The 24,046-nt window shown below is 72.3% G+C and carries 23 protein-coding genes and 1 pseudogene; 13 read left to right on the forward strand and 11 right to left on the reverse strand.

Annotated elements, in window-relative coordinates; all coding sequences use genetic code 11:
* Positions 1–154: 154 nt before the first annotated feature.
* On the reverse strand, positions 155–607 hold the full coding sequence (locus AC5WRL_RS11260) for an NUDIX domain-containing protein (RefSeq protein WP_496088268.1): 453 nt from the start codon (positions 605–607) through the stop codon (positions 155–157).
* A 179-nt stretch (positions 608–786) separates the two neighbouring features.
* Between AC5WRL_RS11260 and AC5WRL_RS11265 the strand changes: the two genes are divergently transcribed.
* The 3 genes from AC5WRL_RS11265 to AC5WRL_RS11275 are packed head-to-tail and all read left to right on the forward strand — an operon-like array spanning position 787 to position 2,394.
* Positions 787–1,041 (forward strand): hypothetical protein, encoded by a 255-nt coding sequence (locus tag AC5WRL_RS11265; RefSeq protein ID WP_496088269.1) that lies wholly within the window; start codon positions 787–789, stop codon positions 1,039–1,041.
* The gene (locus AC5WRL_RS11270) at positions 1,013–1,531 is read left to right on the forward strand and encodes a DUF6879 family protein (RefSeq protein ID WP_496088270.1); all 519 of its coding nucleotides are present in this window, start codon (positions 1,013–1,015) and stop codon (positions 1,529–1,531) included. The genes AC5WRL_RS11265 and AC5WRL_RS11270 overlap by 29 nt, the downstream gene beginning before the upstream one ends.
* Positions 1,532–1,536: 5 nt before the next feature.
* Positions 1,537–2,394 carry a helix-turn-helix domain-containing protein gene (locus AC5WRL_RS11275; RefSeq protein ID WP_496088271.1) on the forward strand — a complete coding sequence of 286 codons (858 nt, stop codon included), beginning with the start codon at positions 1,537–1,539 and terminating at the stop codon, positions 2,392–2,394.
* Between the two features lie 28 nt (positions 2,395–2,422).
* On the opposite strand, the gene AC5WRL_RS11280 is transcribed toward AC5WRL_RS11275, so the two are convergent.
* The gene (locus tag AC5WRL_RS11280) at positions 2,423–3,760 is read right to left on the reverse strand and encodes an FtsX-like permease family protein (protein ID WP_496088455.1); all 1,338 of its coding nucleotides are present in this window, start codon (positions 3,758–3,760) and stop codon (positions 2,423–2,425) included.
* Positions 3,761–3,768: 8 nt separating this feature from the next.
* Positions 3,769–4,590, reverse strand: coding sequence for an ABC transporter ATP-binding protein (locus AC5WRL_RS11285; protein WP_496088272.1), 822 nt, complete (start codon positions 4,588–4,590; stop codon positions 3,769–3,771).
* A gap of 414 nt (positions 4,591–5,004) precedes the next feature.
* On the opposite strand from AC5WRL_RS11285, the gene AC5WRL_RS11290 reads away from it, so the two are divergent.
* Complete coding sequence (locus AC5WRL_RS11290) at positions 5,005–6,402, forward strand: alpha/beta hydrolase (RefSeq protein ID WP_496088273.1); 1,398 nt, start codon at positions 5,005–5,007, stop codon at positions 6,400–6,402.
* Between the two features lie 27 nt (positions 6,403–6,429).
* On the opposite strand, the gene moeZ is transcribed toward AC5WRL_RS11290, so the two are convergent.
* The 6 genes from moeZ to AC5WRL_RS11320 all read right to left on the reverse strand — a co-directional run bounded on the left by moeZ (position 6,430) and on the right by AC5WRL_RS11320 (position 14,028).
* Complete coding sequence (gene moeZ, locus AC5WRL_RS11295; protein ID WP_496088274.1) at positions 6,430–7,608, reverse strand: adenylyltransferase/sulfurtransferase MoeZ; 1,179 nt, start codon at positions 7,606–7,608, stop codon at positions 6,430–6,432.
* A gap of 127 nt (positions 7,609–7,735) precedes the next feature.
* Positions 7,736–8,701, reverse strand: a complete 966-nt coding sequence (locus tag AC5WRL_RS11300; RefSeq protein WP_496088275.1) for an NAD-dependent epimerase/dehydratase family protein — start codon at positions 8,699–8,701, stop codon at positions 7,736–7,738.
* A gap of 139 nt (positions 8,702–8,840) precedes the next feature.
* Positions 8,841–9,800, reverse strand: a complete 960-nt coding sequence (locus AC5WRL_RS11305; protein ID WP_496088276.1) for a hypothetical protein — start codon at positions 9,798–9,800, stop codon at positions 8,841–8,843.
* Complete coding sequence (locus AC5WRL_RS11310) at positions 9,797–11,632, reverse strand: DUF3492 domain-containing protein (protein WP_496088277.1); 1,836 nt, start codon at positions 11,630–11,632, stop codon at positions 9,797–9,799. Before AC5WRL_RS11310 ends, AC5WRL_RS11305 begins: the two co-directional genes overlap by 4 nt.
* Positions 11,633–11,794: 162 nt before the next feature.
* Positions 11,795–12,952, reverse strand: a complete 1,158-nt coding sequence (locus AC5WRL_RS11315; RefSeq protein WP_496088278.1) for a DUF3152 domain-containing protein — start codon at positions 12,950–12,952, stop codon at positions 11,795–11,797.
* Between the two features lie 8 nt (positions 12,953–12,960).
* Complete coding sequence (locus tag AC5WRL_RS11320; RefSeq protein ID WP_496088279.1) at positions 12,961–14,028, reverse strand: alpha/beta fold hydrolase; 1,068 nt, start codon at positions 14,026–14,028, stop codon at positions 12,961–12,963.
* A gap of 112 nt (positions 14,029–14,140) precedes the next feature.
* On the opposite strand from AC5WRL_RS11320, the gene AC5WRL_RS11325 reads away from it, so the two are divergent.
* The 8 genes from AC5WRL_RS11325 to AC5WRL_RS11360 all read left to right on the forward strand — a co-directional run bounded on the left by AC5WRL_RS11325 (position 14,141) and on the right by AC5WRL_RS11360 (position 19,168).
* Complete coding sequence (locus AC5WRL_RS11325) at positions 14,141–14,410, forward strand: Rv3202a family protein (RefSeq protein ID WP_496088280.1); 270 nt, start codon at positions 14,141–14,143, stop codon at positions 14,408–14,410.
* A gap of 170 nt (positions 14,411–14,580) precedes the next feature.
* A complete protein-coding gene (locus tag AC5WRL_RS11330) occupies positions 14,581–15,219 on the forward strand; it encodes a TetR/AcrR family transcriptional regulator (RefSeq protein WP_496088281.1) in 639 nt (212 codons plus the stop codon).
* A 154-nt stretch (positions 15,220–15,373) separates the two neighbouring features.
* Positions 15,374–15,601 carry a DUF3107 domain-containing protein gene (locus AC5WRL_RS11335; RefSeq protein ID WP_496088282.1) on the forward strand — a complete coding sequence of 76 codons (228 nt, stop codon included), beginning with the start codon at positions 15,374–15,376 and terminating at the stop codon, positions 15,599–15,601.
* 118 nt (positions 15,602–15,719) lie between these two features.
* Entirely contained in the window at positions 15,720–16,007 is a 288-nt protein-coding gene (locus AC5WRL_RS11340) for a hypothetical protein (RefSeq protein ID WP_496088283.1), read from the forward strand.
* A gap of 20 nt (positions 16,008–16,027) precedes the next feature.
* Positions 16,028–17,017, forward strand: coding sequence for a DMT family transporter (locus AC5WRL_RS11345; protein ID WP_496088284.1), 990 nt, complete (start codon positions 16,028–16,030; stop codon positions 17,015–17,017).
* Between the two features lie 10 nt (positions 17,018–17,027).
* The gene (locus AC5WRL_RS11350) at positions 17,028–17,612 is read left to right on the forward strand and encodes a suppressor of fused domain protein (protein ID WP_496088285.1); all 585 of its coding nucleotides are present in this window, start codon (positions 17,028–17,030) and stop codon (positions 17,610–17,612) included.
* Positions 17,613–17,655: 43 nt separating this feature from the next.
* A complete protein-coding gene (locus tag AC5WRL_RS11355) occupies positions 17,656–18,312 on the forward strand; it encodes a DUF6758 family protein (protein WP_496088286.1) in 657 nt (218 codons plus the stop codon).
* A gap of 13 nt (positions 18,313–18,325) precedes the next feature.
* Complete coding sequence (locus AC5WRL_RS11360) at positions 18,326–19,168, forward strand: PHP domain-containing protein (RefSeq protein ID WP_496088287.1); 843 nt, start codon at positions 18,326–18,328, stop codon at positions 19,166–19,168.
* Here the strand turns inward: AC5WRL_RS11360 and AC5WRL_RS11365 are convergent.
* Positions 19,158–20,078 carry an alpha/beta fold hydrolase gene (locus AC5WRL_RS11365; RefSeq protein WP_496088288.1) on the reverse strand — a complete coding sequence of 307 codons (921 nt, stop codon included), beginning with the start codon at positions 20,076–20,078 and terminating at the stop codon, positions 19,158–19,160. The two genes, AC5WRL_RS11360 and AC5WRL_RS11365, sit on opposite strands and share 11 nt — an antisense overlap.
* A gap of 138 nt (positions 20,079–20,216) precedes the next feature.
* Between AC5WRL_RS11365 and AC5WRL_RS11370 the strand changes: the two genes are divergently transcribed.
* Entirely contained in the window at positions 20,217–22,040 is a 1,824-nt protein-coding gene (locus tag AC5WRL_RS11370) for a bifunctional metallophosphatase/5'-nucleotidase (protein WP_496088289.1), read from the forward strand.
* A gap of 35 nt (positions 22,041–22,075) precedes the next feature.
* Here AC5WRL_RS11370 and AC5WRL_RS11375 read toward each other — a convergent pair.
* Positions 22,076–23,719: pseudogene (locus tag AC5WRL_RS11375) on the reverse strand (DEAD/DEAH box helicase); the annotation flags it as partial.
* Positions 23,720–24,046: the final 327 nt, after the last annotated feature.

A 24,046-nucleotide genomic window follows, 5' to 3' on the forward strand; every position in this document is an offset into this window, starting at 1 on the left:
ACCCACGGCAGCAGCGAGAAGGTGAGATCGGGGTGCGCCCGGTCCAGGCCGGCGCAGGACCGGTGTGCGGCGAGCCGGGCGGCGAGTACGGCGCGCTCTTCCGGGGTGCCGGCGAGATGTTCATTGGGGGCGAGGCAGGAAGTCGCCCATGGGATCAGACGCGTTCGGACAGGATCAGCAGCCGGTGTGACTCCTGAATCCCCTCCGGGAGTTCGGTCGGCGAGAACCATGTCGCCTCCAGGATTTCAAACGAGTCGGTCTTGATCGTGCCGCCGATGAGCTCGGCCTCGTAGGCCACTTCCACCCGCAGCTTGTAGCCGCTCCTGAGATGCACGAGCTGATGGACGCGGACAGTCAGCCCGGTCTCCTCACACACCTCGCGGACGATGGTCTCCTCGAAGGTCTCCGACTTGTTCGCGTAGCCGGTCGGAAGCCCCCACTGCCGCCCCTCGGGCCACATCCGGTGCTTCAGCAACAACACCCGGCCGGTGTCATCCCGCACGACGCCGGTGACGCCCACCATGAACTTGGCGTGCCACAGCCAGAGCACCCGCCACTGGAGCGGACCACGGATGACCCGCCACAGGCGGGCGATCAGCTTCTTCACGGGGGATTCCTTCGAGAGGTCGGATCGAGATCAGGCTAGGAGCGGGCGGGTTGGGCCGTCTCTCGACTTGCATCAGATTGCAGGCGAATATGAGAGCCATAGGCGCTCTTGACAGCAAAAACCGCAGGCAGGAACGTAGTGCAAGTCAAGGCAAGTTCTCCACACCCATGGAGGCGACAATGAAGGTGGAGTTCATCGGCATCGACCCCGACTCACACGACGGGCACTCGCCCACCGTTTGGACCGACACGGACAGCCAAGAACTGCTGATCCAGGGGTACACCGTCAGCAACGGTGTCCAGGCAGCCTGCGAGGCCAGCAGCCCCGCCGCACTGCCGACTCCGGACAACGAGACCATCATCCGTATCCCGGCCCGCATGGTGCCGACGCTGAGGGAGGCCTGCGATGCCATCGAGCGTGCCGTCGTTCGATGAACTGATGGCCGGCTGCAAGCGATCGGCGATCCATCTGGAGATGCGCGACACCTACTTCACCAACCATCTGTTCGATGAGTGGCGCCGAGGGCATCGCACTGACTGGGACGATCGCCCATCCTGGTGGCGGGGTTTCCACCAGACCATCGCGGACGCGGTGGACCGGGGCGTCACAGTGAGGCGTGCCCGGGTCATCTCCGAGCCGGTCACCGAGTACATCCGCTGGGAACACTATGTGACCCACGCCAACGTCGTAGCCGGGGAGGACGTGCGGTGGCTCCCTCGGCGTCAGGCCAGTGGCCTCAGCTTGCCGGGCAACGATTTCTGGGTCTTCGACGACCACACCGCCCGCATCCACCACTTCTCCGGCGACGGAGACATCATGGAGGATGAAGTGACCCACGACCCGGCCTTGATCGCCCACTGCGCCACCGGCTTCGAGCAGGTGTGGCAGCACGCGATCCCTCACGAGGCATACGCCATACGCTGATCCACATGCCGCTCCCCCCGACATCCAGTGCACAGCGCGCCCGCGAGGCTCTCGCCTCGCGGCTGCGTGAGCTGCGCCTGGATGCCGGGATCAGCGGCCGGGCACTCGCCCAGCGGTGTGGTTGGAGCGAATCGAAGTCCTCCCGGATCGAGAACGCCAAAACCGCACCCTCCGACTCCGACATCCGTGCCTGGTGCGAGGCATGCCGGGTCCCGGGGCAGGCCGATGACATGATCGAGGCAAACCGCCGCGCGGACTCTCTGTATGTGCAATGGCGCCGACTCCAGCGCACCGGCTTGAGACGCCTCCAAGAGTCTTCTGTACCGCTATACCAGCGCACCCGCACCTTTCGTGTCTACTGCTCCAACGTGGTACCCGGCTTTCTCCAGACACCCGGCTACGCAACCGCGCTACTGGGCAGCATCTCGCGCTTTCACGGAACCCCTGACGATGTCGCCGAAGCGGCTGCGGCTCGCGTACGCCGTTCCGAAGTCATCCGTCAAGGCAACCATCGTTTCGCGCTCCTCATCGAAGAGACGGTTCTCCACTACCGCATCGGCAGCCCCGAGGTCATGGCCGGTCAGCTCGGCCATCTCCTGGCCACAATGTCCCTGCCTGCTGTCTCACTCGGAATCCTTCCTGCCGCTGTCGAGCGCCAGGGTGAGGTGTGGCCGCTGGAAACCTTCACCATCTTCGATGAGACGCTGGCGAACGTGGAACTCCTCTCAGCCGAGGTGAATGTCACCGAGCGTTCGGAGATCGACCTCTATCTCAAGGCGTTCCAGGGGCTGTCCGACCTCGCCGTGTACGGAGCCGCCGCCCGGGGGCTCATTGTCAAGGCGCTGGAAGCGCTCGAACAATGACCCCGGGCGGCGGGCGCCGGTGGTGTCGTCAGGCGGCCAGGGCCGCTGCCGTGATCGGCGGGGTGCGCAGGGCTCGGCGGGTGGTGGTCATGCTCGTGGTCAGGGTCGCCGCCGTGGCCACCGCCGTGATGGCCAGCCAGATGCCCGGGCCCTGCCCCGGCCACACCGAATCCGTACGGACCGCCGTGAACGGGAGCAGCCCCGCCAGCCCGGCCAGCGTTCCGAAGAACACGCCGACCACCGTCAGTACCGCCGCCTCCGTACCGATCATGCCCAGCACCTGCCGGGGCGTCGCCCCGATCAGCCGCTGCCGGCCGAACTCCGCGCGGCGGTACGCGGTCGCCGCGTACAAGCTGTTGATCAGCATGACGCAGGAGAAGACCACCACGATGCCGACCACGATCAGATTCAGCGTCTCAAGGTTCTTGTCCTCCACTGATTTCGTCGCCCCCGAGGCGCTGATCGCGTCGCTCTCCACCGCCTGCATGTACAGGGTGGCCGTCGCCATCCCGGTGAACGCGATCAGGGGCATCAGCACACCGGCCAGCTGGGCCGCCCGCTGCCGCATCGCGTGCACCGCCAGATAGCCGCCCGCCCCGGTCAACGCGACCACGGGCCGGGCGAGCCGACCCAGCGCCACCCGCAGCAGCACCGGCGAGAACGTCGCGAACCCGATCGACAGCGCGATCGCACCGTACGCCGGAGCCGCCATCAGCGCCGGCTCCGTCGGTTCCATGGCGAATGTCGCACTCACCCCGCCCATCCCCGCGAGCAGCGCCAACCCGCCGCCGACGTTGCGGAGCCGGTTGCCCCGGGCCCGCTCCCCGGCCGCCGCCCGCGTCGCCCGCCGCACCGCCAGGAACGCCGCCCCCACGGACGCCAGCAGCGTGATGCCGAACCCCGCCGACAGACCGATCGGCCCGAAGACGTACCCCACGTCCTGAGCGACCTGCCCGGTGTCCTGGAACATCCCCAGCAGCGCCCGCCCCGCCAGCATCGCCGGCCCGACCGCCAGCAGCACGGCGGCGACCGCCACCACCAGGGCCTCCCCCATCACCATCCGCTTGATCTGCGCCGGAGTCGCCCCGGCCCGGCGCAGCAGCCCGATCTCGTCCTGCCGCTGCCGGATGTTGACGGTGAGGGTCGAGGCGACGGCGAAGAACACCAGCAGCGTGGCGTACCCCCCGACCACCCCGCCGCTGAGGCTGAGGGTCTCGGCGCTCACGTCATCGACGCCCACCGCGCCGGCGGTGTCGTGCAGCGAGTTGAACATCATCGTGATCGCCGCCCCGAACGCCGCCGCGAGCAGCGTGCCGGCAAAGCGCCCGGGACGCTTGCGGACGGAACGAAGTGCCAGTGCGAACATCATCACCCTCACGCCCCCGCCGCGACGACATCGCCGAGGTGCGCCAGCCGCTCGGCGACCGCGTCCACGGTGGGCGCCGACAACCCCCCGGCCAGCCTGCCGTCCGCCAGGAACAGCACGGAATCGGCGTACGAGGCGGCCACCGGGTCATGCGTCACCATCACCACCGTGCGGCCATGAACGCGGGCGGCGTCCCGCAGCAGCCCGAGCACCTCGCGGGCGCTGCGCATGTCCAGCGCGCCGGTGGGCTCGTCGGCGAAGATCACCCGCGGCTCGGCGACCAGCGCCCGGGCGATGGCCACCCGCTGCCGCTGCCCGCCGGAGAGCTGGTCGGGGTAGTCCCCGAGCCGGTCGCCGAGACCGACCTGGGCCAGTACGTCCCGCGCCCGGGCCGGGTCCACGCGCCGGCCGGCCAGCTTCAGCGGCAGGGTGGTGTTCTGGAGGATGTCGAGAGTGGGCAGCAGGTTGTACTGCTGGAACACGAACCCGATCCGCTCCCGCCGGAACTTCGTCAGCTCCGCCTCCGTACCCGCCGTCATCTCCTCGCCGTCCACCACGACGATCCCGCTGTCGGGCCGGTCAAGCCCGGCCGCGCACTGGAGGAGCGTCGACTTCCCCGAACCGGACGGCCCCATGATCGCGGTGAAGCTCCCGGCCGGCAGGCTCAACGTCACCTCGTCCAGGGCCGTTACGGCGGTCGCGGTGGTCCCGTACACCTTGCTGATCTTCACCAGCCGCAACGCCTCCGCGCTCCCGGCCCCTCCCGCTCCTCCTGCCCCTCCTGCCCCTCCTGCTCCTCCGGCCGTTCGATGATGACGACGACGGAACATCGCGATCCCTCTTCCCGTACACCCTGTTGCACCCCGTACGACACGCTCCGCGCCGTACTCATGAAGCTACGGAGCGGGGAGGGTGACGGCACTGGGCTCATGTGCCGGAAGGGGGGTGGTGCTGGCTACACCCGAAGGAGTTCGCCTACGCCCCCGAGGCGAGTACCAGGGCTTCCGGGGCCGTTGCGAATCCCACGCGGGTGATGTGGCTCGATCAAGCTCGCCAGGTAGCCTCCCCGGGGAGGTGGTCCTGTGCGGCGGGGTGTCGGGTTGGTGGCGGTGGCCTGTGTGTTGGCGGGGGCCTGTACCGCTGAACCCGGTGACGACGGCGGTCCGATACCGGGGGTCAACCAGCCACCGCCGCCCCAGCAGGAGCCCGCCGGCGATCGGCTTCCCGATTCCCTCACCCGGCAGGTGCTGACGTGGCGGGACTGTCCGGCGCCCACCGCCGAGCAAGGGGGCGGGGACGCCCCGGGCGCGGAGTGGGAGTGTGCCGCGCTGACCGTGCCGCTGGATTATCAGCGGCCGGAGGGCGAGACGATCCGGCTCGCCCTGATACGGACGGCCGCCGTCGAGGGGGCCGAGCGGATCGGGTCGCTGGTGTTCAACTTCGGCGGTCCCGGCGGGTCCGGGGTCGCCGCGCTGCCCCGGGTGGCCGGGAACTACGAGGCGTTGCGGCAGGGGTTCGACCTCGTCAGTTTCGATCCCCGCGGGGTGGGGGCCAGTTCACCCGTCGTCTGTCGGGACGGGGCCGCCATTGACGCCGCCGAGCAGGCCGATCCCGGGGTTCCGCGGACACAGCGACAGGGCGAGGAGCTTGCTTCCCGGGTTCGGGAGCTGGCCGATGAGTGTGCCGCTGCCGCCGGCTCCGTTCTGCCGTACGTCCGCACCGTCGATGCCGCCCGCGATCTCGATCTGTTGCGGCAGGTGCTCGGGGATGCCCAACTGCACTACTACGGCGCCTCGTACGGCACCAAGCTCGGTGCCGTGTACGCGCACCTCTTCCCGGAGCGGGTCGGCCGTACGGTCTTCGACGCGGTCGTCGATCCGACCCGTGATGTGGTGCAGCGGGGGCTGCTCCAGGCCGAGGGGTTTCAGCTGGCGCTCGGCAACTACCTCAACGGCTGTACGGGTGAGGCGGGTTGCCCCACCCTCGATGAGATCGGGGAACTGTTCCGGCAGCTAGGGGAGCGGGCTCTCCCCACGTCCGTGTCCCGGCGGCTCACTCAGTCGCTCGCGTTCACCGGGGTCATCTCCACCCTCTACTCGGAGGGTTCCTGGGCGTTTCTCACCCGTGCCCTGCGCCAGGCCATCGACGAGGGGCGCGGGGATCTGCTGCTGGCCGCCGCCGAGCAGTACAACGGGCGCGCCGGTGATGGGCGGTACCGGAATCTGCATGCCGCCAACCGGGCCGTCAACTGTGCGGATTTCGCCTCGCGGCCGACCGTGACCGATGTGCTCGCCACCATGGACGAGTTCCGCGACGCCTCGCCCGTCTTCGGCGAGTACTTCGCCTGGGGGCTGCTCCTCTGCGAGGGCTGGCCGGTGACCGGGGAGCGCGATCAGCCCGCCGTACGGGCCGAGGGCGCGCGACCGATTCTGCTGCTGGCGACCACGGGCGACCCGGCCACCCCGTACGCCGGCGCCGAGCGGATGCGCGACGAACTCGGGCCGGGGGTCGGGGTACTGCTCACCTACGAGGGCGAGGGGCACGGCGCGTACAACACGGGCGATGCCTGTGTCACCGCCGCCGTCAACGCGCATCTGCTGGCGGGGGCCACCCCGGATGACGGGGCCGTGTGCTCCGCCTAGGCGCACCCGGCCCCGCCACCACCGGCCTCAGTAGACCGGCTTCTCCGGCTCGATCTGGTTCACCCAGCCGATCACGCCGCCGCCCACGTGCACGGCGTCGGCGAACCCGGCGTTCTTCAGCACCGCCAGCACTTCCGCACTGCGGACACCTGTCTTGCAGTGCAAGACGATCCGCCGGTCCTGCGGCAGGTCCCCCAGGGCGTTGCCCATCAGGAACTCGTTCTTCGGGATCAGCTTCGCGCCCGGGATGGACACGATCTCCCACTCGTTCTGCTCGCGGACGTCGATGATCTCGATCTTCTCGTCCGCGTCGATCCACTCCTTCAGCTGCCGCGGCGTGATGGTGGAGTCCTTCGCCGCCGCCTGCGCCTCGTCCGAGACGACCCCGCAGAACGCCTCGTAGTCGATCAGCTCGGTCACCGTCGGGTTGTCCCCGCACACCGCGCAGTCCGGGTCCTTGCGGACCTTGACCTGCCGGTAGGTCATCTCCAGGGCGTCATAGATCATCAGCCGTCCGACCAGCGGGTCACCCGTCCCGGTCAGGACCTTGATCGCCTCGGTCACCTGGATCGAGCCGATCGACGCGCACAGCACACCCAGCACGCCGCCCTCGGCGCACGACGGCACCATGCCCGGCGGCGGCGGCTCGGGGTACAGGCAGCGGTAGCAGGGGCCGTGTTCGGACCAGAAGACCGACGCCTGGCCGTCGAAGCGGTAGATGGAGCCCCACACGTACGGCTTGCCGAGCAGCACGCACGCGTCGTTGACCAGGTAGCGGGTGGCGAAGTTGTCGGTGCCGTCGACGATCAGGTCGTACTGGCTGAACAGCTCCATCACATTGGACGAGTCGAGGCGCTCGTCGTGGATGTTGACCTGGACGTACGGGTTGATGCCGCGCACCGTCTCCATCGCCGAGACGGCCTTCGGGCGACCGATGTCCGCCTGGCTGTGGATGATCTGCCGCTGGAGGTTCGATTCGTCGACCTCGTCGAACTCGACGATGCCGAGCGTGCCGACACCCGCCGCCGCCAGGTACATCAGCGCGGGCGAGCCGAGGCCGCCGGCGCCCACCGCGAGCACCTTGGCGTTCTTCAGCCGTTTCTGTCCCGCCATCCCCACATCCGGGATGATCAGATGGCGGGAGTACCTGCGGACCTCGTCGACGGTGAGCTCGGCAGCCGGCTCGACCAGGGGTGGCAGCGACACGGGGACTCCGATGGTCATAGGGACTGACAGACGTTCTCCGTACAACAGTGCCACGGGGGCGGTCATTCCGAGACGGGCGTCCTGACTTCTGAGACGCCCGTCCCGGCATGCTTCCCGGCCGCCCGTGCTACAGCCGGCAGGCGGCCTCCATCCAGATGTCCGCCAGTGACTCCTCAAGCCCGATCCGCGCCCGCCAGCCCAGCCGGTCGCGAGCGGTACGGACATCCGCCTGCTGCCAGGCGCCGCAGCCGTCGGGGTACGGTCCGGGCTGCGGCAGTGGCACGGGCACCGGCCCCAGGCCCGCCGACTCGGGGCCGCGCGGCGCCGGCGGGCCCAGCGGGGCGTCCAGTTCGTGCAGCGCCCCGCTGTATCCGGAGATCCGGGCCAGCGCCGTGGCCGCCTCGCGCAGCCGCACCGCGTGCCCGGTGCCGATGTTGACGACGCCCTGCGCCGCCGACAGCGTGGCGGCGTGCACGGCGCGCGCGACGTCCCGTACGTCCACGAAGTCCCGCTGCACGCCGAGCCCGGTCAGCTTCAGCTCGCTGTCGCCGTGCTGCATCGCGCGCCGCAGCGAGTCGGCGAGCCGGCCCAGCGGCGAGCCCGCCGGGGTGCCGGGCCCGGTGGGCGAGAAGACCCGCAGGACGATCGCGTCGAGCCCCGAGCCCAGGACGAGTTCGGTGGCGGCCAGTTTGCTGACGCCGTACGGGCCGCCCGGCCTGGCCAGCGCGTCCTCGGCGATCGAGGAACCCGGCTGGGAGGGCCCGTACTCCGCCGCGCAGCCGATGTGCACCAGCCGCGAGCGAACGCTGCTGCGCCGTACCGCCTCGCACAGGGTGGCGGTGGCCACGGTGTTCTGCCGGGTCAGCTCACTGGCGGTGCCCCGGATCGCGCCGGCGCAGTTGATCACGACGTTGGGGTGCACCGCGTCCAGGAACCGGGTCAGGGCGCCGGGACTGCCGGTGGCGAGGTCGAACCGTACGTCGGCCTCGTCGCCACGGCCCAGCGCGGTGAGGTGGACGGCGGGGTCGGCGAGGAGCCGTTCGGCGACGAAGCGGCCGACGTAGCCGCTCGCGCCCAGCAGGAGGACTCTCATCGGGTCTCCTCCCGTCCGGTGATGGCGCGGGAGATGGGGGGCTTGGTCATGGGGGGTCGGCTCCTCTTGTCTTGCGTCTGCGTGGGGTCAGGGGGGTCAAAGGGGGGATTACGGGGGGTACGGGGTACGGCCGGCGCCGTCAGTGCCTGCGTGGTGGTGGCGGCGCCGGTGTCGGCCGGTGGTGAGCGGCGGCCCCGGCCAGGGCGCGGGCGGCCGGAACGAGCAGGACCGCCGCCGTCACACCGCTGGCGGCGGCGTGCAGGACGGCCGCGCCCGGCGGGGCGGTGAGGATGAGCAGCAGATGGCCGGCGCAGGCCGCCGCGGGACCGGCCGCCGCCGCGCGGTGGAAGCCGTGCGCGGCCAGCAGGGCGGACAGGAAGAGCAGTACGCCCAGCGCCGTGGTCTGCCCGGTGACCGTCCAGGTGGTCGCCGCCGGGGGGAGCAGCGGCCACAGGGCGGCCCGGACGGCGGCCAGGCCGGCGGTGAACAGCACCAGCGCGCCGCCGAGCAGCGGCCGGACCCCGCCGGCGAACTCCTTGAGGCTGCGGGCGCCCGCCAGCCGGCGCCTGGCGCGGGCCGCGAACCAGTCGCGGCACCACACCGCCGGGGCGACCGCGACCGCCAGCGGCAGCAGCGCTCCGGGGCCGGCCCGGTGCCACAGCAGGGCGAGCAGCGGGACGGCGCACAGCGCGGCGAGCCGGGGGCGGCCGGGCCGGTACAGCAGGAGGCCGGCGGCGAGGACGGCGGCCACGGTGAGCGCGGCGGTCACCGGTCCTGGTGTTGTCGCCGTGCCCGCCGAGACCAGCGCGGCGGGCAGCAGGGGCAACAGGGCCGGCAGCCGGCGCCGTCGGCCACCGGGGAGGGGACCGGGGACGGGGGCGGGGGCCGGGCCCGGGGTGGTCTCCTCCGGCCGTGGGGTACGCGCATACAGCTCCTCTGCCAGCGAGAACACATCGCGGTGCCGGAAGCGGGCCGCCGTGCTGTCGGTGATGCCGTACGCCTCCAGGGCGGCGGCGATCTCCAGCGGGTCGGTGGCCCGTTCGCACAGCTCGCGGTGCTGGTGCATCAGCACCCGTACGGGATCGGCCGGGGCCTTCATGCGGGATCACCCGAGCCCTGGCCCTGGCTCTGGCTCTGGCCCTGGCCCTGCTCGGTGCCGATGCCGATGCCGACGCCGGTGCCCGTCACCGCGCCCAGCGCGGGTATGGCCCAGCCGGGCGGCGCGGCGGGCACCGGGGCGGCGAGATAGCTCTCGGCGGGGCGGGCGAACGGGGTGTCCGGGTCGTCGCCCGGCCCGGTGGCGGCGGGGGTGCGCCGCACCGGGCCGGTCGAGATCATTTCCAGATAGATCTGGTCGAACGCCGCCACATTCCGCTCGATCGTGAACAACTCCAGCGCACGGGCCCGCGCCGCCGCCCCCAGCCGCGCCCTGCGCGCCGGGTCACGCAACAGCGCGACACACGCGTCCGCCAGCGCACGCGGGTTGCGCGGCGGCACCACCAGACCCGTACCGCCGATCACCTCGCACACCGAACCCACCTCGGTGCACACCGCCACCCGCCCGCTGAACATCGCCTCGATCAGCGTGACCGGGAACCCCTCCACCGAGCTGGCCAGCACGAACACCGACCCGGCGGCGTACGCGGCGGCCAGCGACGGCAGCTCCGGGCCGCCGATCTCCTCGAACGACACCGGGCTGACCCCCGCCGCGTACGGATCGGCCGACTCCGCCGGGAACAGTTGCGCCGCCATCGTCCGGCAGTGCGCCAGATAGCCCGCGTCCCCCGGCGCCCCGCTGACGATCCGCAGCCGCGCCGCCGGCTCAGCCCGCCGCACCTCGGCGAAGGCGTGCAGCAGCCCCACCAGGTCCTTGGCCGGCGCGACCCGGCCCACCCACACCAGGGTCGGCGGGGGCTGCGGCGCCGCCACCGGCTTGCGCCGCCGCGCCGCGCGCTCCTCCTCGCCCTCCCCCACCGCCAGGAACGGCCGTGCGTCCATGCCCGGGTAGACGGTACGCAGCCGGTCCCGGTCCGCGCCGCAGCGCTCCTGCCAGCGCCGCACATGGGTGTTGCCGGGCGTGACCAGCGTGGCCCTGGCGTACGCCTCGCGCGCCAGTCGGGCCTGGAACGACGCCAGCAGGGCGCGTACGGGGGCGCCCGCCGCCGAGGGTGGCACCGCGTGCGCGGCGCGCGCGGCGCTCGCCGCGCTGCTCAGATAGTGCTGACGCAACCGCACCCCGTACTCGGTGATCAGCAGCGGGGTGTCGAAGAAGTGCCGCGCCAGCAGCCCGGGCAGCGCCGCGGGACCGCCGCCCACCGCATGGCAGAGATCAACCGCCGCAAGCCCCTCGTCCCCGTCCGGGCCCGAGCCGTACCAGCCCAGCGACAGCGGGCGCAGCGCCCGCTCAAGACGCTCGGTGACCGCCAGCAGATCCGGCACCCGAGCGGCGTGCACCGCGCGCGGCGCGCCCGGCGCGCGGCACGCCGCCTCCAGGACGCGGACCGCCTCCTCCGAGCGCAGCCAGCCGCTCAGCCCGCCGAACTCGACGGCGGTGCCCGCCATCCCGTACAGCCCGGCGGCGAAACGGTCCGCCTGCCCGCCGCCCGGCGCCCGGTCCGGAACCGCCTCGCCCCAGCACAGCGCGGCGGTCAGCTCGGCGAAGTGCTCGGCGTAGCGGCGCCCGAGGCGGCGCGAGGGCCGCCCGGCGGAGCCGTGGCCGCGCGGCGGCTGGCCCCACAGCGGGGCGGTGCGCACCTGCCGCACGTTGGGCGGCAGTTCGCGCCACGGCCCGGAACTCTGGCTCCGGCTGCGGCTGAGCGCGCAGATCTCGAACTCGTGCGTGGCCAGTCCGCGCAGCAGTTGGTCGCACCACACCACGGACTCGCCCTGTGCAAAGGGGTATCCACCCTCGGTCAGCAGTGCGATACGCACCTGCGCACCTCCCCTGGATGCCTGGGACTCGGTTGGACATCAGCGGAAAGACGGTATGTCCGCATGAGCCAGGCACGATGGACGGTTGTCCGCCACACCACCAGAAGGGGTGAAGAAACGTGACTTTCGCAGGAGTTCAGTCGTTAAGGCGCGGCGCCCGGGTCAGTTGTCCGGATGCGGCCACGGATTGGGGAGACAGGTCAGGCCGTTCGTCCAGGTCAGGAACTTCGTCTGCTGCATCATCACCGGGGCCGGCGCCCCCTCGGCCGAACAGCCCACATGGCCGTAGCCGATCCGGTGCCCGACCTCGTGGTTGATCAGCATCTGCCGGTACGCGTGCATGTCGTCGCCGTACGTCTCGGCACCCTGCGCCCAGCGCCAGGCGTTGATCATCACCCGGTCCGTACTGGCCGAATCGCAGGAGACGTTGGACGGCCGGATGTCCAGGCCCGACTTGTCGCACCACTCGGCGGTGGTGCCGGGCGAGGCGAGCGTGATCACGAAGTCGTAGTCGCCGGAGGAGACCCGGGCGAAGCCGCGCTCGCCGTTGTTGCCCCAGCTGCGCGGGTCGTTCAGGGTACGGTGCACCGCCTCGGCGAACAGCTCGGCGTCCAGGCCCAGGCCGGCCTCCACATCGACGCGGTAGCGCAGCAGCGTCACCGCGTCGGGGTCGGCGGCCGGGTCGCTGCCGCCGACCGGCACCAGCTCGCCGCCGCCCGTCAGAGCGGGGTCGAGCGGGAAGCGGGTGTCCATGAGTTCGTCGTACGTCGGCTCGGGCTCGGAGCCGGAGCCGGAGCCGGTGCCGGGCTGCTGGGCGGACGTGGTGGGGCCCACCTCCCCCTCCGTGCCCTGTGTCGCCTCGTCCCCCTGCGGCGGCAGATCCTGCTGCCCCAGATGCGGACGCCGGTCGCCCGCCGTGTCGTCCGCCGTCGATCCCCCGCCGTGCATCTCCCCGGCGACCACCACCGTCATCACGGCCGCCACGGCAGCGGCGGCGGCACCGGTGACCGTACGGCCCCACCCGCCGCGCCGCGTCACGCGCCGCCGGGCGGCCCGGTGCCGCCTGGGCCCGGGCCCGGGCCGGAACTCCGGCTCCGGCTCCCGGTACTCGGCCACCGGCTCCGGCTCGGGCACCGGCTCCCGCTCCGGCGCGCTGTACCGCGGACCCGGCTCCGGCCGCCGCGGCCCGGGAACGGCCAGCGGCTGCCCGTACTGCTCCTCACCGAAGGCGTCGATGTACTCCTGCCTCGGCGCGCCCGGCTCGCCGCGCCGCCCCACCGGGGGCGGCGACGCGGTTCCTGCGGGGTCATGGCGGTCCATGCGGCTCCTCAGTGGTGGCCGTCTTCGTCAGGGGTGGTTCCGGCGTCGGCCAGCAGGTCCCGGAAGGCATCCGCCACCACATCCGGGTACTCCATCATGGCCACATGGCCCGCCTCCGGCAGCAGCACGACCCGTGCGTCGGGGTAGGTCTGCTCGGCACGGCGCGCCGAACGCGCCGACACGAGTTTGTCCCGGCCCCCGTACACCAGCAGCGTGGGTGCCAGTACACGTTCCGCCTGCTTCCACAGCGACTGCTGCCCGCCCAGCGTATAGGCGTTGACGAGCCCGCGCGCACTGCGGCTGAGCGACTCCCAGAAGTACGGCAGAGCCTGCCGCCGCTCGAACTCGGCGGCAGCGGCTGCCAGTTCCTCGGGGGTGATGCGGGTGGGATCGCCGTAGGTGAGGGCCAGTACGTCCCGGGCCCGGTTGGCGGGCGGCAGGTCACGGGCGAGCCGGCGCAGCAGATGCGCCATGCCGGGGGCGGCGAGCAGCGCGGTGGGCAAGGCGGTGCGCGGCACCCGCACTTCGGGCAGCGCGGGCGAGACGAGGGTGAGGGTACGCACCAGGTCGGGGCGGAGCGCGGCGACCCGGGTGGCGACGGCGCCGCCCAGCGACTGTCCGAGCAGATGTACGGGCCCGCGCCCGCCGGCCGCGATCGCCCGGATGACGGCGCGGGTGTGCGCGTACAGGGAGTAGTCGCCGTCGGCGGGGGGTGGTGAGGCGCCGTGCCCGGGCAGATCGACGGCGACGCAGTCCACGTCGCCGGCCAGCCGGGCCATCAGCGCCGACCAGTTGCGGGAGGAGCCGCCCAGGCCGTGGACGAGGAAGGCGGGTTCAAGGCCGGCCCGCTGTGGGGGGTGGGCGCGCATGGCCAGCGTGCTGCCGGTGCCGGCCCCCTCCCCGGTGCCGGGGAGTTCCAGGAACGCCGAGGTCTCTCCGTCGCGCAGTTCCATGGAGACCTCGGTGCCCGGGCCCGGCCGCCACGACGCGGGCGAGGACGAGGACGAGGACGGCGGCGGCACCTGGGGCGGGGCGTCCGAAGCGGTCCCCGTCGCCGGCTCTTCCGTAGATGGCATGGCGCAATATTACGAGTCCGCATCGTGGGCATCCGTTGGCCCCGTTCGCGATCGCCGCGATCGGCTCCTAGGCTGGGAAGCACCCAACCGGTCGGCCGGGAGGTGGAGCGTGATGGCTGCTGATCCACGCGAGCCCGAGGGGCTCGACGAATTCCTCGCGGAGCTCGGTGCGGAAGAGGCGAACGCGGAGGACGAGGACGACGCCTACGGGCGCGGGCAGGGGCCCGAGGCACCGGAGGCGGATGTCGCCGAACAGCGCCTTGAGCTGCTGCGACACCGTGACACCCCGCTCACCGGCCGTGACCGGGACACCGCGGACCCCGCCGACGTGGCCGAGCAGTCCCGCGTGGTGGACCCGGGGGACGAGGAGTACCGGCCCTGAGCGCCCCGGACGCCCCGGACGCCCCGGACGCCCCGGACGCCCCGGACGGCCCGGACGGCCCGGACGTCCACCAGGTGAAATCCTCCGGCCGAGGTACGCCGGGGGGTTGGCCCCGAACGTACGATGGCGAGTCGGACCCGATCGACATCGACCACTCACCGGGAGGCGGCGTGAGCGCCATCGAGCAGACCGAGGCTCGGCCCCGTGGTACCCGCCTGCCGCGCAGGGCCCGTCGCAACCAGCTGCTGGGCGCGGCCCAGGAGGTGTTTGTCGCCCAGGGCTACCACGCCGCCGCGATGGATGACATCGCCGATCGCGCCGGGGTGAGCAAGCCGGTGCTGTACCAGCACTTCCCGGGCAAGCTCGATCTGTATCTGGCACTCCTCGATCAGCATTGCGAGGCGCTGCTGCGCTCGGTGCGGCAGGCGCTGGCCTCCACGCAGGACAACAAGGCGCGGGTGGCCGCCACCATGAACGCGTACTTCGACTATGTCGAGCACGAGGGCGGCGCGTTCCGGCTGGTCTTCGAGTCGGATCTGACCAATGAACCGCAGGTGCGGGAGCGGGTGGATCAGGTGTCGCTCGACTGCGCGAAGCTGGTGGGCGCGGTGATCGCGGAGGACACCGATCTGCCGGAGGAGCAGTCGATGCTGCTGGCGGTGAGCCTGTGCGGGATGGCGCAGGTCACGGCGCGGCACTGGCTGAGCACCGGGCAGCCGGTCCCGCGCGAGGTGGCGAAGTCGCTGATCGGCGCGCTGGCGTGGCGCGGTATCGCGGGTTTCCCGATGCAGCAGCCCGCCCAGCCCTGACCCGGTGTTCGCTGTGGGCGTTGCCCGCCGCGATCCGGGCGCGAGGGCGCCCGGATAACCTGTGCAGGGTACGTATACGGCGCGGACCATCGCGCACGTCAGCACGTCAGCACGTCAGCACTTCAGCACGTCAGTGACAGCGGAGGGACAAGCCGTGGAGATCAAGATCGGCGTTCAGCACACGCCGCGCGAGATCGCTCTCGAAAGCGGGCAGTCTGCCAAGGAGGTGGAGACCGCGGTCGCCGAGGCGCTTTCCGGGGACAGCAAGCTCCTGAGCCTGACCGATGAGCACGGGCGCAAGGTCCTGGTCCCGGCCGACCGGATCGCATACGTCGAGATCGGCGAGCCGGCGGTGCGCCGGGTGGGTTTCGGGACGCTGTGAGCCCTGGATCACCTGCTCGGTGACGGTGCGGTGAACGCACGCTGAACAGCGCAAACGGCGGCCCGGTGAACTTCCGGGCCGCCGTTTCGGCGTTCGTCACCGGTGGTAGGAGCGCGATGTGATCGTGCTGATGCTGCTCTCGACGATGATCGGTCTTGCGGTCGCGGGGCTGGCCACGAGCCGCCGGCCGCGTACCGACTTCCCGCACCGCGCGCTGACCCTGGCCACCGGTGCGGTGGCCGGGCCGGTGGGCTGGGGCATCGCCCACGCGGTGCTGGGCCCCGGCGCCCCGGCGGCCACGCTGGCCGGTGCGGTGGTCGTCTCCGCCGTCCTGGTCTCGCTGCTGGCCAGGCCCCGGGCCACCGCCGGCCGTCCAGTCCCCGGACCGTCAGCACCAATGTCCTAGTCGGGGCTTACGCTGGCGTAATGCCCGCTCCCGGTACGCGCGCCACCGCGCCCGCCACCACCACCCCCGCGCCCGGTACCGCCACCCCGGCCGACGGCACCGGCGCCGGCACCGGTCTCGCCGCCGCCCCCCGCCTCGACATCCTGCTGCTGGCCGTCGCCGTCCTCGGCATCGGCCTGTCCGGGCCGCTGATCACCGCCATCGCCGTCCCCGCCCTGGCGATCGCCTTCTGGCGCAACGCGCTGGCCGCAGCCGCGCTCACCCCCGTCGTCCTGCTGCGCGGCACCCTCCGCCGCGAGCTGCGCGGCATCAGCCGCCGCAACCTCACCCTCTCCGCCCTCGCCGGAGTGGTGCTCGCCGCGCACTTCGCGCTGTGGCTGCCCAGCCTGGAGCTGACCTCAGTGGCCTCCTCGGTCGCCCTGGTCACCACCACCCCCATCTGGACCATCCTGCTGATGCGGCTGCGCGGCCACCGCCCCCCGGCCGCCGTCTGGCTCGGCGTCGGCGTCGCCTTCGGCGGCGCGCTGCTGCTGACCGGCATCGATCTCAACGTCTCCGCCCGCGCGCTGGCCGGCGATGCCCTCGCACTGGCCGGCGGCATGGCGGCGGCGGTCTACGTGCTGATCGGCGCGGAGGTGCGCCGTACCACCAGCACCACCGCGTACACCTTCCTGTGCTACTCGACCACCGCCGTGCTGCTGCTGCCGGTCTGCCTGATCGGCGGGGTCGCCCTGGGCGGCTACGCCGGAGCGGACTGGCTGAAGATGCTGCTGCTGACCGTCACCGCCCAGCTGCTCGGCCACTCCCTCTTCAACCGGGTGGTGCGCAGCCTGGGGCCCTCCGTGACCTCCACGGCGATCCTCCTGGAGACCCCGATCGCGGCCCTGATCGCCGCCGTGTGGCTGGCTCAGCGCCCCGAGCCGGCCGCGTACCTGGCACTCGCCGTGATCATGGCCGGCCTCGCCCTGGTCGTGCGGGCCGAGAACACCCGCCGCCCGGCCCGCACGTAGGGTCATCCCCATGCTCCAGCTCACCGAGTCCGCGCTGACCTCGGCCCTCGGGGAGATCGACGCCCGCGCCGCCGTGACCTTCCTGGGCGCGGACCGGATCGAGGTGCTGCGCTTCGCCGACCGGGAGCGCGGCCTGGTGCGGTACGCGACGCTCGGCATGTCGGCCTCCCCCATGACCGACCCCACCGCCACCGTGGCCGACCCGCACCGCGGCCCGCGCGCCGAGCTGCTGCTGACCCTGCGCGCCGGCCACCCGGCCACCGACCAGGTGCTGCGCGCGCTGGCGGTCCTCGCCGCCGCCCCGCAGATCGAGGGCCTGGTGGTGGCCCCGACCGCCTGCCTGGACCTCGGCGAGCCGCTGTGGCCGGGCGCCCCGTTCAGCGCGGTGCTGGTCGCCGAACCCGGCGGACTGGTGCCCGATCTGCCGCTCCCCGCCCCGTACGACCCGGTGCGGTTCTTCCCGCTGCTGCCCATGACCCCGGCCGAGACGGCCTGGCAGCGGGCCCGTGGCCCGCAGGCGCTGCGCGAGGCGTGGCTGGCCCACGGCACCGATGTACGGGACCCGGAGCGTAGTGCCGTACCCCTGTCCGGGTGACTGTTCTTGACGGATACGGGCGACACGAGGACTGTTGGGTGACATGAGGGGCGAATTCAGTTGCCCGAAGTGCGGGAGCAAAGTGCGTGCCCCCGGGCTCTTCTCCGACTCCTGGCAGTGCTCGGCCCATGGCGCCGTCTATCCGCTCCAGCCCATCATTCCGCCCAGTGTGGAAGCACTAGCGGTGGTCGTGGGGCGTACCAAGGTGCCGGTGTGGATGCCGTGGCCGCTGCCGGTGGGCTGGCTGTTCACCGGGGTGGCCGCCGCCGGGGACGAGCGCAGCGGCGGGCGGGCCTCGGTCGTCGCCTGCTCGGGCCCGGGACCGCTGGGCGGCGGCTGTGATCTGCTGCTGATCGCCGAGGAGCTGGGGGTCGGGCTCGGCGCCCGGTACGCGGGGGTGGCGGGCCCCGATCCGGGCCCGCGTCTGAAGGTGGACACGGCGCCGCAGGTCAAGATGCTGGCGGCCGGGCGGCCCACTCCGCTGTGGCAGGTCCCGGAGGCCCCGGAGGACCGGGCGGTGTTCGCGGGGGAGGCCATGGGGATCTGGCTGTGGGCGGTGGTGTGGCCGCAGCGGTCGGGGCTGCTCATGTACGACGAGCTGCTGCTCACCGATCTGCGGGACGCCGGCTCGGAGTTCGATCTGCTGCCGTGCGGGGCGCTCTCCCCGCGGATACTGACCCGGCCGGCGGGCGAGCTGTGAGTAGGCTGCCCGGGTGGTCATCGATCTGCACACGCACTCCACCGCCTCCGACGGTACGGACTCCCCCGCCGCGCTGATGCGGGCCGCCTCGGCGGCCGGTCTCGATGTGGTGGCGCTGACCGACCACGACACGGTGGCGGGCCACGCGCAGGCGCTGGCCGCGCTGCCGGCCGGGCTGACGCTGGTGCGCGGCACCGAGTTCTCCTGCCGTCTCGGGGAGGTCAGCCTGCACCTGCTGGGCTATCTGTACGACCCGGCCGAGCCGGAGCTGGCCCGGGAGCGGGAGCTGGTGCGCGATGACCGGGTGCCGCGCGCGCGGGCGATGGTGGCCCGGCTGCGCGAGCTGGGGGTGGACATCAGCTGGGAGCGGGTACGGGAGCTGGCGCACGGCGTGGTGGGGCGCCCGCACATCGCGGCGGCGATGGTGGAGGCGGGGGTGGTCGAGACGGTCTCGGACGCGTTCACGCCGGAGTGGATCGCGGACGGCGGGCGGGCCCATGTGGGCAAGCACGAGCTGGATGTGTTCGCCGCGATCCGGCTGATCAAGGCGGCCGGCGGGGTGTCGGTGTTCGCGCACCCGGCGGCGGCGCACCGGGGTTCGGTGGTGCCGCCCGCCGCGATCGCCGAACTGGCGGCGGCCGGCCTGGACGGCATCGAGGTGGACCACATGGACCACGACGCCGGCACCCGTGCCCGGCTGCGGTCACTGGCGGCGGAACTGGCGCTGCTGCCAACGGGGTCGAGCGACTATCACGGCGAACGCAAGCTGATCCGGCTGGGCGAGAACACCACGTCCCCCGAGGTCTACGAGCGGTTGGTGGCCCGGGCGACGGGCGCCGCGCCGGTCACCGGCTGACGCCGGCCGTTCGCCAGAAGTCGATCAGCTCGGCGGCCGTGGCGGCGGGCTGTTCGGAGTTGGGGGAGTGTTCGGCGCCCCTGATGACGGTGCGGCGGGCGTTCAGCCGGGCCGCCATCGTGTCCAGCTGGGCGATGGGCCACACCCCGTCCCGTACCCCGGACAGCACATGCACCGGCACCCCCGTGGCGGCGAGCGCCGTCACCCGGTCCGGCTCGTGACGCAGGGTGCGGCCGGTGGCGATCAGCTGGGCGGGGGTGGTGGCCAGCCAGCGGCGGCGCATGAAGCCGTCGACGGCGGTGCCGGCGTCGGAGGCCACGCCCTCGGCGGCCGGCTGGGCCCGGTGGGTCACCCGCCACACCCCGGTGGTGCCGAGCACCGGCAGGCCGGCGGTCAGGAAGCGGGTCTTCCAGCGCTGCCAGGGGGCGACCTTGCCCGGCCCGGAGGCGATCAGGGTCAGTGACGCGAACGGCGCCGCGCCGCCCTCCGCCGCGCGCAGCACCGCGCCACGGGCGATCAGCCCGCCCAGCGAGTGGCCCACCAGATGCAGCGGCTTCCCACCGCCGTCGCCGTCGCCGCCGCCGTCGCCGTCGGCGAGGGCCAGCGCGTCGGCCTGCGCCAGCACGTCCTCCGCCAGCGCGCCGAGCTTGTACGACTCCCAGCCGTGCCCGCCGGGTGTCTCGTACTGTCCGCGTCCGTCCACCGCCACCGCGCGGTAGCCGGCCGCCGTCAGCGGTCCGAGCAGCGCGATGAAGTCCTCCTTGCTGCCGGTGTATCCGGGCACCAGCAGGACGGTCCCGGCCCGCTCCCCCGCCGGCGCGGCGTCCAGCGCGGCGAACGATCCACGCCGGGTACGCAGCCGGTGGACCCGGGTGCCGGGCGGCATCTCAACAAAAGGCGGCCTGCTCACACGCGCCAGCCTATCCGGGCGGCGACACCCGCCCGACACCCGGACGAAACCGCCATGGGGTGTCGTTCGTACGAATTCTGGGCCAGAATCTACGCGCGTTACGGCTCGTACCACCCCCCCCATCGAGGAGTCATCCACATGTCGCTGAACCGCCGAAAGTTCCTGGGCGGAACCGCCGTCACCTCGGCCGGGGTGGTGCTCGCCGGAGGCACCAGCGGCACCGCGTCGGCCACCCCCGCAGCCGCCGCCGGCGCGGGCAACGGCAACGGCAACACCAAGCGCCACAGCTTCTCCGTGCTCGGCACCACCGACCTGCACGGTCACGTCTTCAACTGGGACTATTTCACCGACGCCGAGTTCCAGGACGCGGGCGGCAACGACGTCGGCCTCGCCAAGCTCTCCACCCTCATCGACCAGGTCCGCACCGAGAAGGGCGGCCGTCGCAACACCCTGCTCATCGACGCCGGCGACACCATCCAGGGCACCCAGCTCGCGTACTACTACGCCAAGGTCGACCCGATCACCGCCCGCCGCGGCCCCGTGCACCCCATGGCGCAGGCCATGAACGCCATCGGCTACGACGCCGTGGCCCTGGGCAACCACGAGTTCAACTACGGCATCCCGCTGCTGCGCAAGTTCGAGGAGCAGTGCGACTTCCCGCTGCTCGGCGCCAACGCCCTCGACGCCCGCACCCAGCGCCCCGCGTTCCCGCCGTACCACATCGCCACCATCCCCACCCCGCGCGGCCGGGCCGTCAAGGTCGCCGTGCTGGGCCTGACCAACCCCGGCATCGCCATCTGGGACCGGGCCCACGTGGAGGGGAAGATGACCTTCCCCTCCCTGGAGCAGCAGGCCGCGTACTACGTGCCCCGGCTGCGCTCGATGGGCGCCGACGTGGTGATCGTCTCCGCGCACTCCGGCACCAGCGGCACCTCCTCCTACGGTGATCAGCTCCCGCACATCGAGAACGCCGCCGCGATCATCGCCGAGACGGTGCCCGGCATCGACGCCATCCTGGTGGGCCACGCGCACGCCGAGATCCCCGAACGCCGGGTCACCAACACCGCCACCGGCAAGGAAGTGGTGCTGTCCGAGCCGCTGTTCTGGGGCAAGCGGCTGAGCGTCTTCGACATAGCGGTGGTCTGGGAGCGCGGCCGGTGGGTCGTCGAGTCGGTGTCCTCCGAGGTCCGCAACACCAACACCGTCGCCGAGGACCCGCGCATCACCCGGCTGCTGTCGGACGAGCACCAGCGGGTCGTGGCGTACGTCAACCAGGTCATCGGCACCGCGACCGAGGCGATGTCGGCCACCGAGGCCGCGTACAAGGACGCCCCGATCATCGACTTCATCAACTTCGTGCAGGCGGAGACGGTGACGGCGGCGCTGGCGGGCGGGGCGTACGCGGAGCTGCCGGTGCTCTCACAGGCGGCGTGCTTCTCGCGGTCCGCCGCGATCCCGGCGGGCCAGGTCACCATCCGTGATGTGGCGGGGATGTATGTCTTCGAGAACACCCTGGAGGCGCGGCTGATCACGGGCGCGCAGTTGCGGGACTATCTGGAGTTCTCGGCGCGGTACTTCGTGCGGACACCGGCCGGGGAGGCCGTCGATCCGTCGAAGCTGACGAATGCCGAGGGCATCCCGGACTACAACTACGACGCGGTCAGCGGTGTCACGTACGACATCGACATCGCCGAACCGGCCGGCTCCCGGATCCGCGAGCTGCGGTTCGCGGGCGAGCCGGTCGCGGACGACGCGCGGTTCGTCCTCGCGGTGAACAACTACCGGGCCAGCGGCGGCGGTAACTTCCCGCACATCGCCGCGGCCGATCAGTTGTGGGCGAACTCGGACGAGATCCGCAACACGATCATCACCTGGGTGCAGGAGAACGGTGAGATCGATCCGGCCCGGTTCGCCTCCGTCGACTGGCGGCTGACCCGTGCGGGTCAGCCCGTCTTCGACTGACAGCCAGTCCCCGTATCCGCCGCCCGTCAGCCGTCGGCGGTGCCGCCGGCGGCGGGCCGGCGGCGCCGGCGACGGCGCGGGGTACGCGGCGCGGCGCCCTCGGCGCCCTCCGCCGTCGCCGGGGCGGCGGCGGGCGCCCGCTCCGGTACGGCGGCGGCTGCGGAGGCGGCGGGCGCCGCCGCGCCCTCGCCCAGCGACACCCCACCCCGGGTACGGCGCCGCTGCCGGGTCGCGGTGCGCGTCCGCTTCGGCCGCTCACCGTCCTCGCCGGCCACCGTCTCCCTGGCGCCCCGGCCACCGCCGGACCGGGAACCGGAACCGGCACCGGAACGCTTGCTGTCGCGCCCGCCCAGGTCCTCGACCTCCTCGGCGGCAAGCCCCGCCCGGGTGCGCTCGGCCCGGGGCAGTATCCCCTTCGTCCCCTCGGGGATGCCCAGCGCCTCGAACAGATGCGGTGACGTCGAATACGTCTCCACCGGGTCCGGGAAGTCCAGGCCCAGCTCCTTGTTGATCAGCTGCCAGCGCGGGATGTCGTCCCAGTCGACCAGCGTGACGGCCGTCCCGGTCTTCCCGGCCCGCCCGGTGCGCCCGATGCGGTGCAGGTACGTCTTCTCGTCTTCCGGCGTCTGGTAGTTGATCACGTGCGTGACCCCGTCCACATCGATGCCGCGGGCCGCGACATCGGTGCACACCAGGACGTCGACCTTGCCGTTGCGGAACGCCCGCAGCGCCTGCTCGCGCGCGCCCTGCCCCAGGTCGCCGTGGACCGCGCCCGACGCGAACCCGCGCCGCGACAGCTGGTCGGCGACATCGGCGGCGGTGCGCTTCGTACGGCAGAACACCATCGCGAGCCCGCGCCCGGTCGCCTGGAGCATGCGGGCCAGCAGCTCCACCTTGTCCATGGAGTGCGCCCGGAACACATGCTGGGTGGTGTTGGCCACCGTCGTGCCGGCGTCGTCGGGGTCGGTGGCCCGGATGTGGGTGGGCCGGTTCATGTAGCGCCGGGCGAGGCCGATGACCTGCCCGGGCATCGTCGCGGAGAACAGCATCGTCTGCCGCTTGGCGGGCAGCTGCTCCATGATCCGCTCGACGTCCGGCAGGAAGCCGAGGTCGAGCATCTCGTCGGCCTCGTCCAGCACCAGGGTGCGGATCTCGGACAGCCGCAGCTTGCGCTGCCCGGCCAGGTCGAGCAGCCGGCCCGGGGTGCCGACGACCACGTCGACGCCGCGCGCCAGCGCCTCGACCTGCGGCTCATAGGCGCGACCGCCGTAGATGGACAGCACGCGTACGTTGCGCACCTTGCCGGCCGTCAGCAGGTCGTTGGTCACCTGCTGGCACAGCTCGCGGGTGGGGACGACCACGAGTGCCTGCGGGGCGTCGGTCAGCTCCTCGGGACGGGCCCGGCCCGCCTCGACGTCCGCCGGGACGGTCACGGTCTCCAGGAGGGGAAGCCCGAAGCCGAGGGTCTTGCCGGTGCCGGTCTTCGCCTGCCCGATGACATCGGTGCCGGAGAGCGCGACGGGGAGGGTCAGCTCCTGAATGGGGAAGGGAGTGATGATGCCGACAGCTTCGAGCGCCTCGGCGGTCTCGGGAAGGATCCCGAGATCTCGGAATGTGGTGGTGGCGGACAGGGTGGTGGCCTCTTCTGTGTGTCGCGGCGCACGTGGCGGCGAGGCGGGTCATCAGTACCGCGCCCGTATGATGCGGCCCGCCTTGGGGCCGTCTGTGGCGCGGGACCCGGTCGTCTCGCTCAAGCGCACGCACCGCGCGAGCGGGCCCCTCATACCGTGGTGGCTGCGGGGCGCACCCACCACGCGGAGGGCTGGTCAGGTCGGAGCCGATCGGCCAACCGACCGGACATCCTCGGAGGACAAGGGACCCGGGCGGTTCCTGGGCCCATCAGACTCCGGCATGGGGAAGGCCGCGCCACCTCCGGGCGGGCCTCTATAGCACTGTACCCCGGAACCGCGCATATGTGTCAGGCTCGGTCTCGCGAGGGCCTGGCC

It is taken from the genome of Streptomyces sp. NTD107 (genome assembly GCF_059510435.1).

Bases quoted from the DNA above. Each gene is read 5' to 3' on its own strand.
- AC5WRL_RS11315 (WP_496088278.1), bottom strand. From the start codon at position 12,952: ATGGACCGCCATGACCCCGCAGGAACCGCGTCGCCGCCCCCGGTGGGG.
- AC5WRL_RS11270 (WP_496088270.1), top strand. From the start codon at position 1,013: ATGCCATCGAGCGTGCCGTCGTTCGATGAACTGATGGCCGGCTGCAAG.
- AC5WRL_RS11275 (WP_496088271.1), top strand. From the start codon at position 1,537: ATGCCGCTCCCCCCGACATCCAGTGCACAGCGCGCCCGCGAGGCTCTC.
- AC5WRL_RS11325 (WP_496088280.1), top strand. From the start codon at position 14,141: ATGGCTGCTGATCCACGCGAGCCCGAGGGGCTCGACGAATTCCTCGCG.
- AC5WRL_RS11345 (WP_496088284.1), top strand. From the start codon at position 16,028: ATGCCCGCTCCCGGTACGCGCGCCACCGCGCCCGCCACCACCACCCCC.
- AC5WRL_RS11305 (WP_496088276.1), bottom strand. From the start codon at position 9,800: ATGAAGGCCCCGGCCGATCCCGTACGGGTGCTGATGCACCAGCACCGC.
- AC5WRL_RS11320 (WP_496088279.1), bottom strand. From the start codon at position 14,028: ATGCCATCTACGGAAGAGCCGGCGACGGGGACCGCTTCGGACGCCCCG.
- AC5WRL_RS11285 (WP_496088272.1), bottom strand. From the start codon at position 4,590: ATGTTCCGTCGTCGTCATCATCGAACGGCCGGAGGAGCAGGAGGGGCA.
- AC5WRL_RS11350 (WP_496088285.1), top strand. From the start codon at position 17,028: ATGCTCCAGCTCACCGAGTCCGCGCTGACCTCGGCCCTCGGGGAGATC.
- AC5WRL_RS11355 (WP_496088286.1), top strand. From the start codon at position 17,656: ATGAGGGGCGAATTCAGTTGCCCGAAGTGCGGGAGCAAAGTGCGTGCC.
- AC5WRL_RS11370 (WP_496088289.1), top strand. From the start codon at position 20,217: ATGTCGCTGAACCGCCGAAAGTTCCTGGGCGGAACCGCCGTCACCTCG.
- AC5WRL_RS11300 (WP_496088275.1), bottom strand. From the start codon at position 8,701: ATGAGAGTCCTCCTGCTGGGCGCGAGCGGCTACGTCGGCCGCTTCGTC.
- AC5WRL_RS11280 (WP_496088455.1), bottom strand. From the start codon at position 3,760: ATGTTCGCACTGGCACTTCGTTCCGTCCGCAAGCGTCCCGGGCGCTTT.
- AC5WRL_RS11265 (WP_496088269.1), top strand. From the start codon at position 787: ATGAAGGTGGAGTTCATCGGCATCGACCCCGACTCACACGACGGGCAC.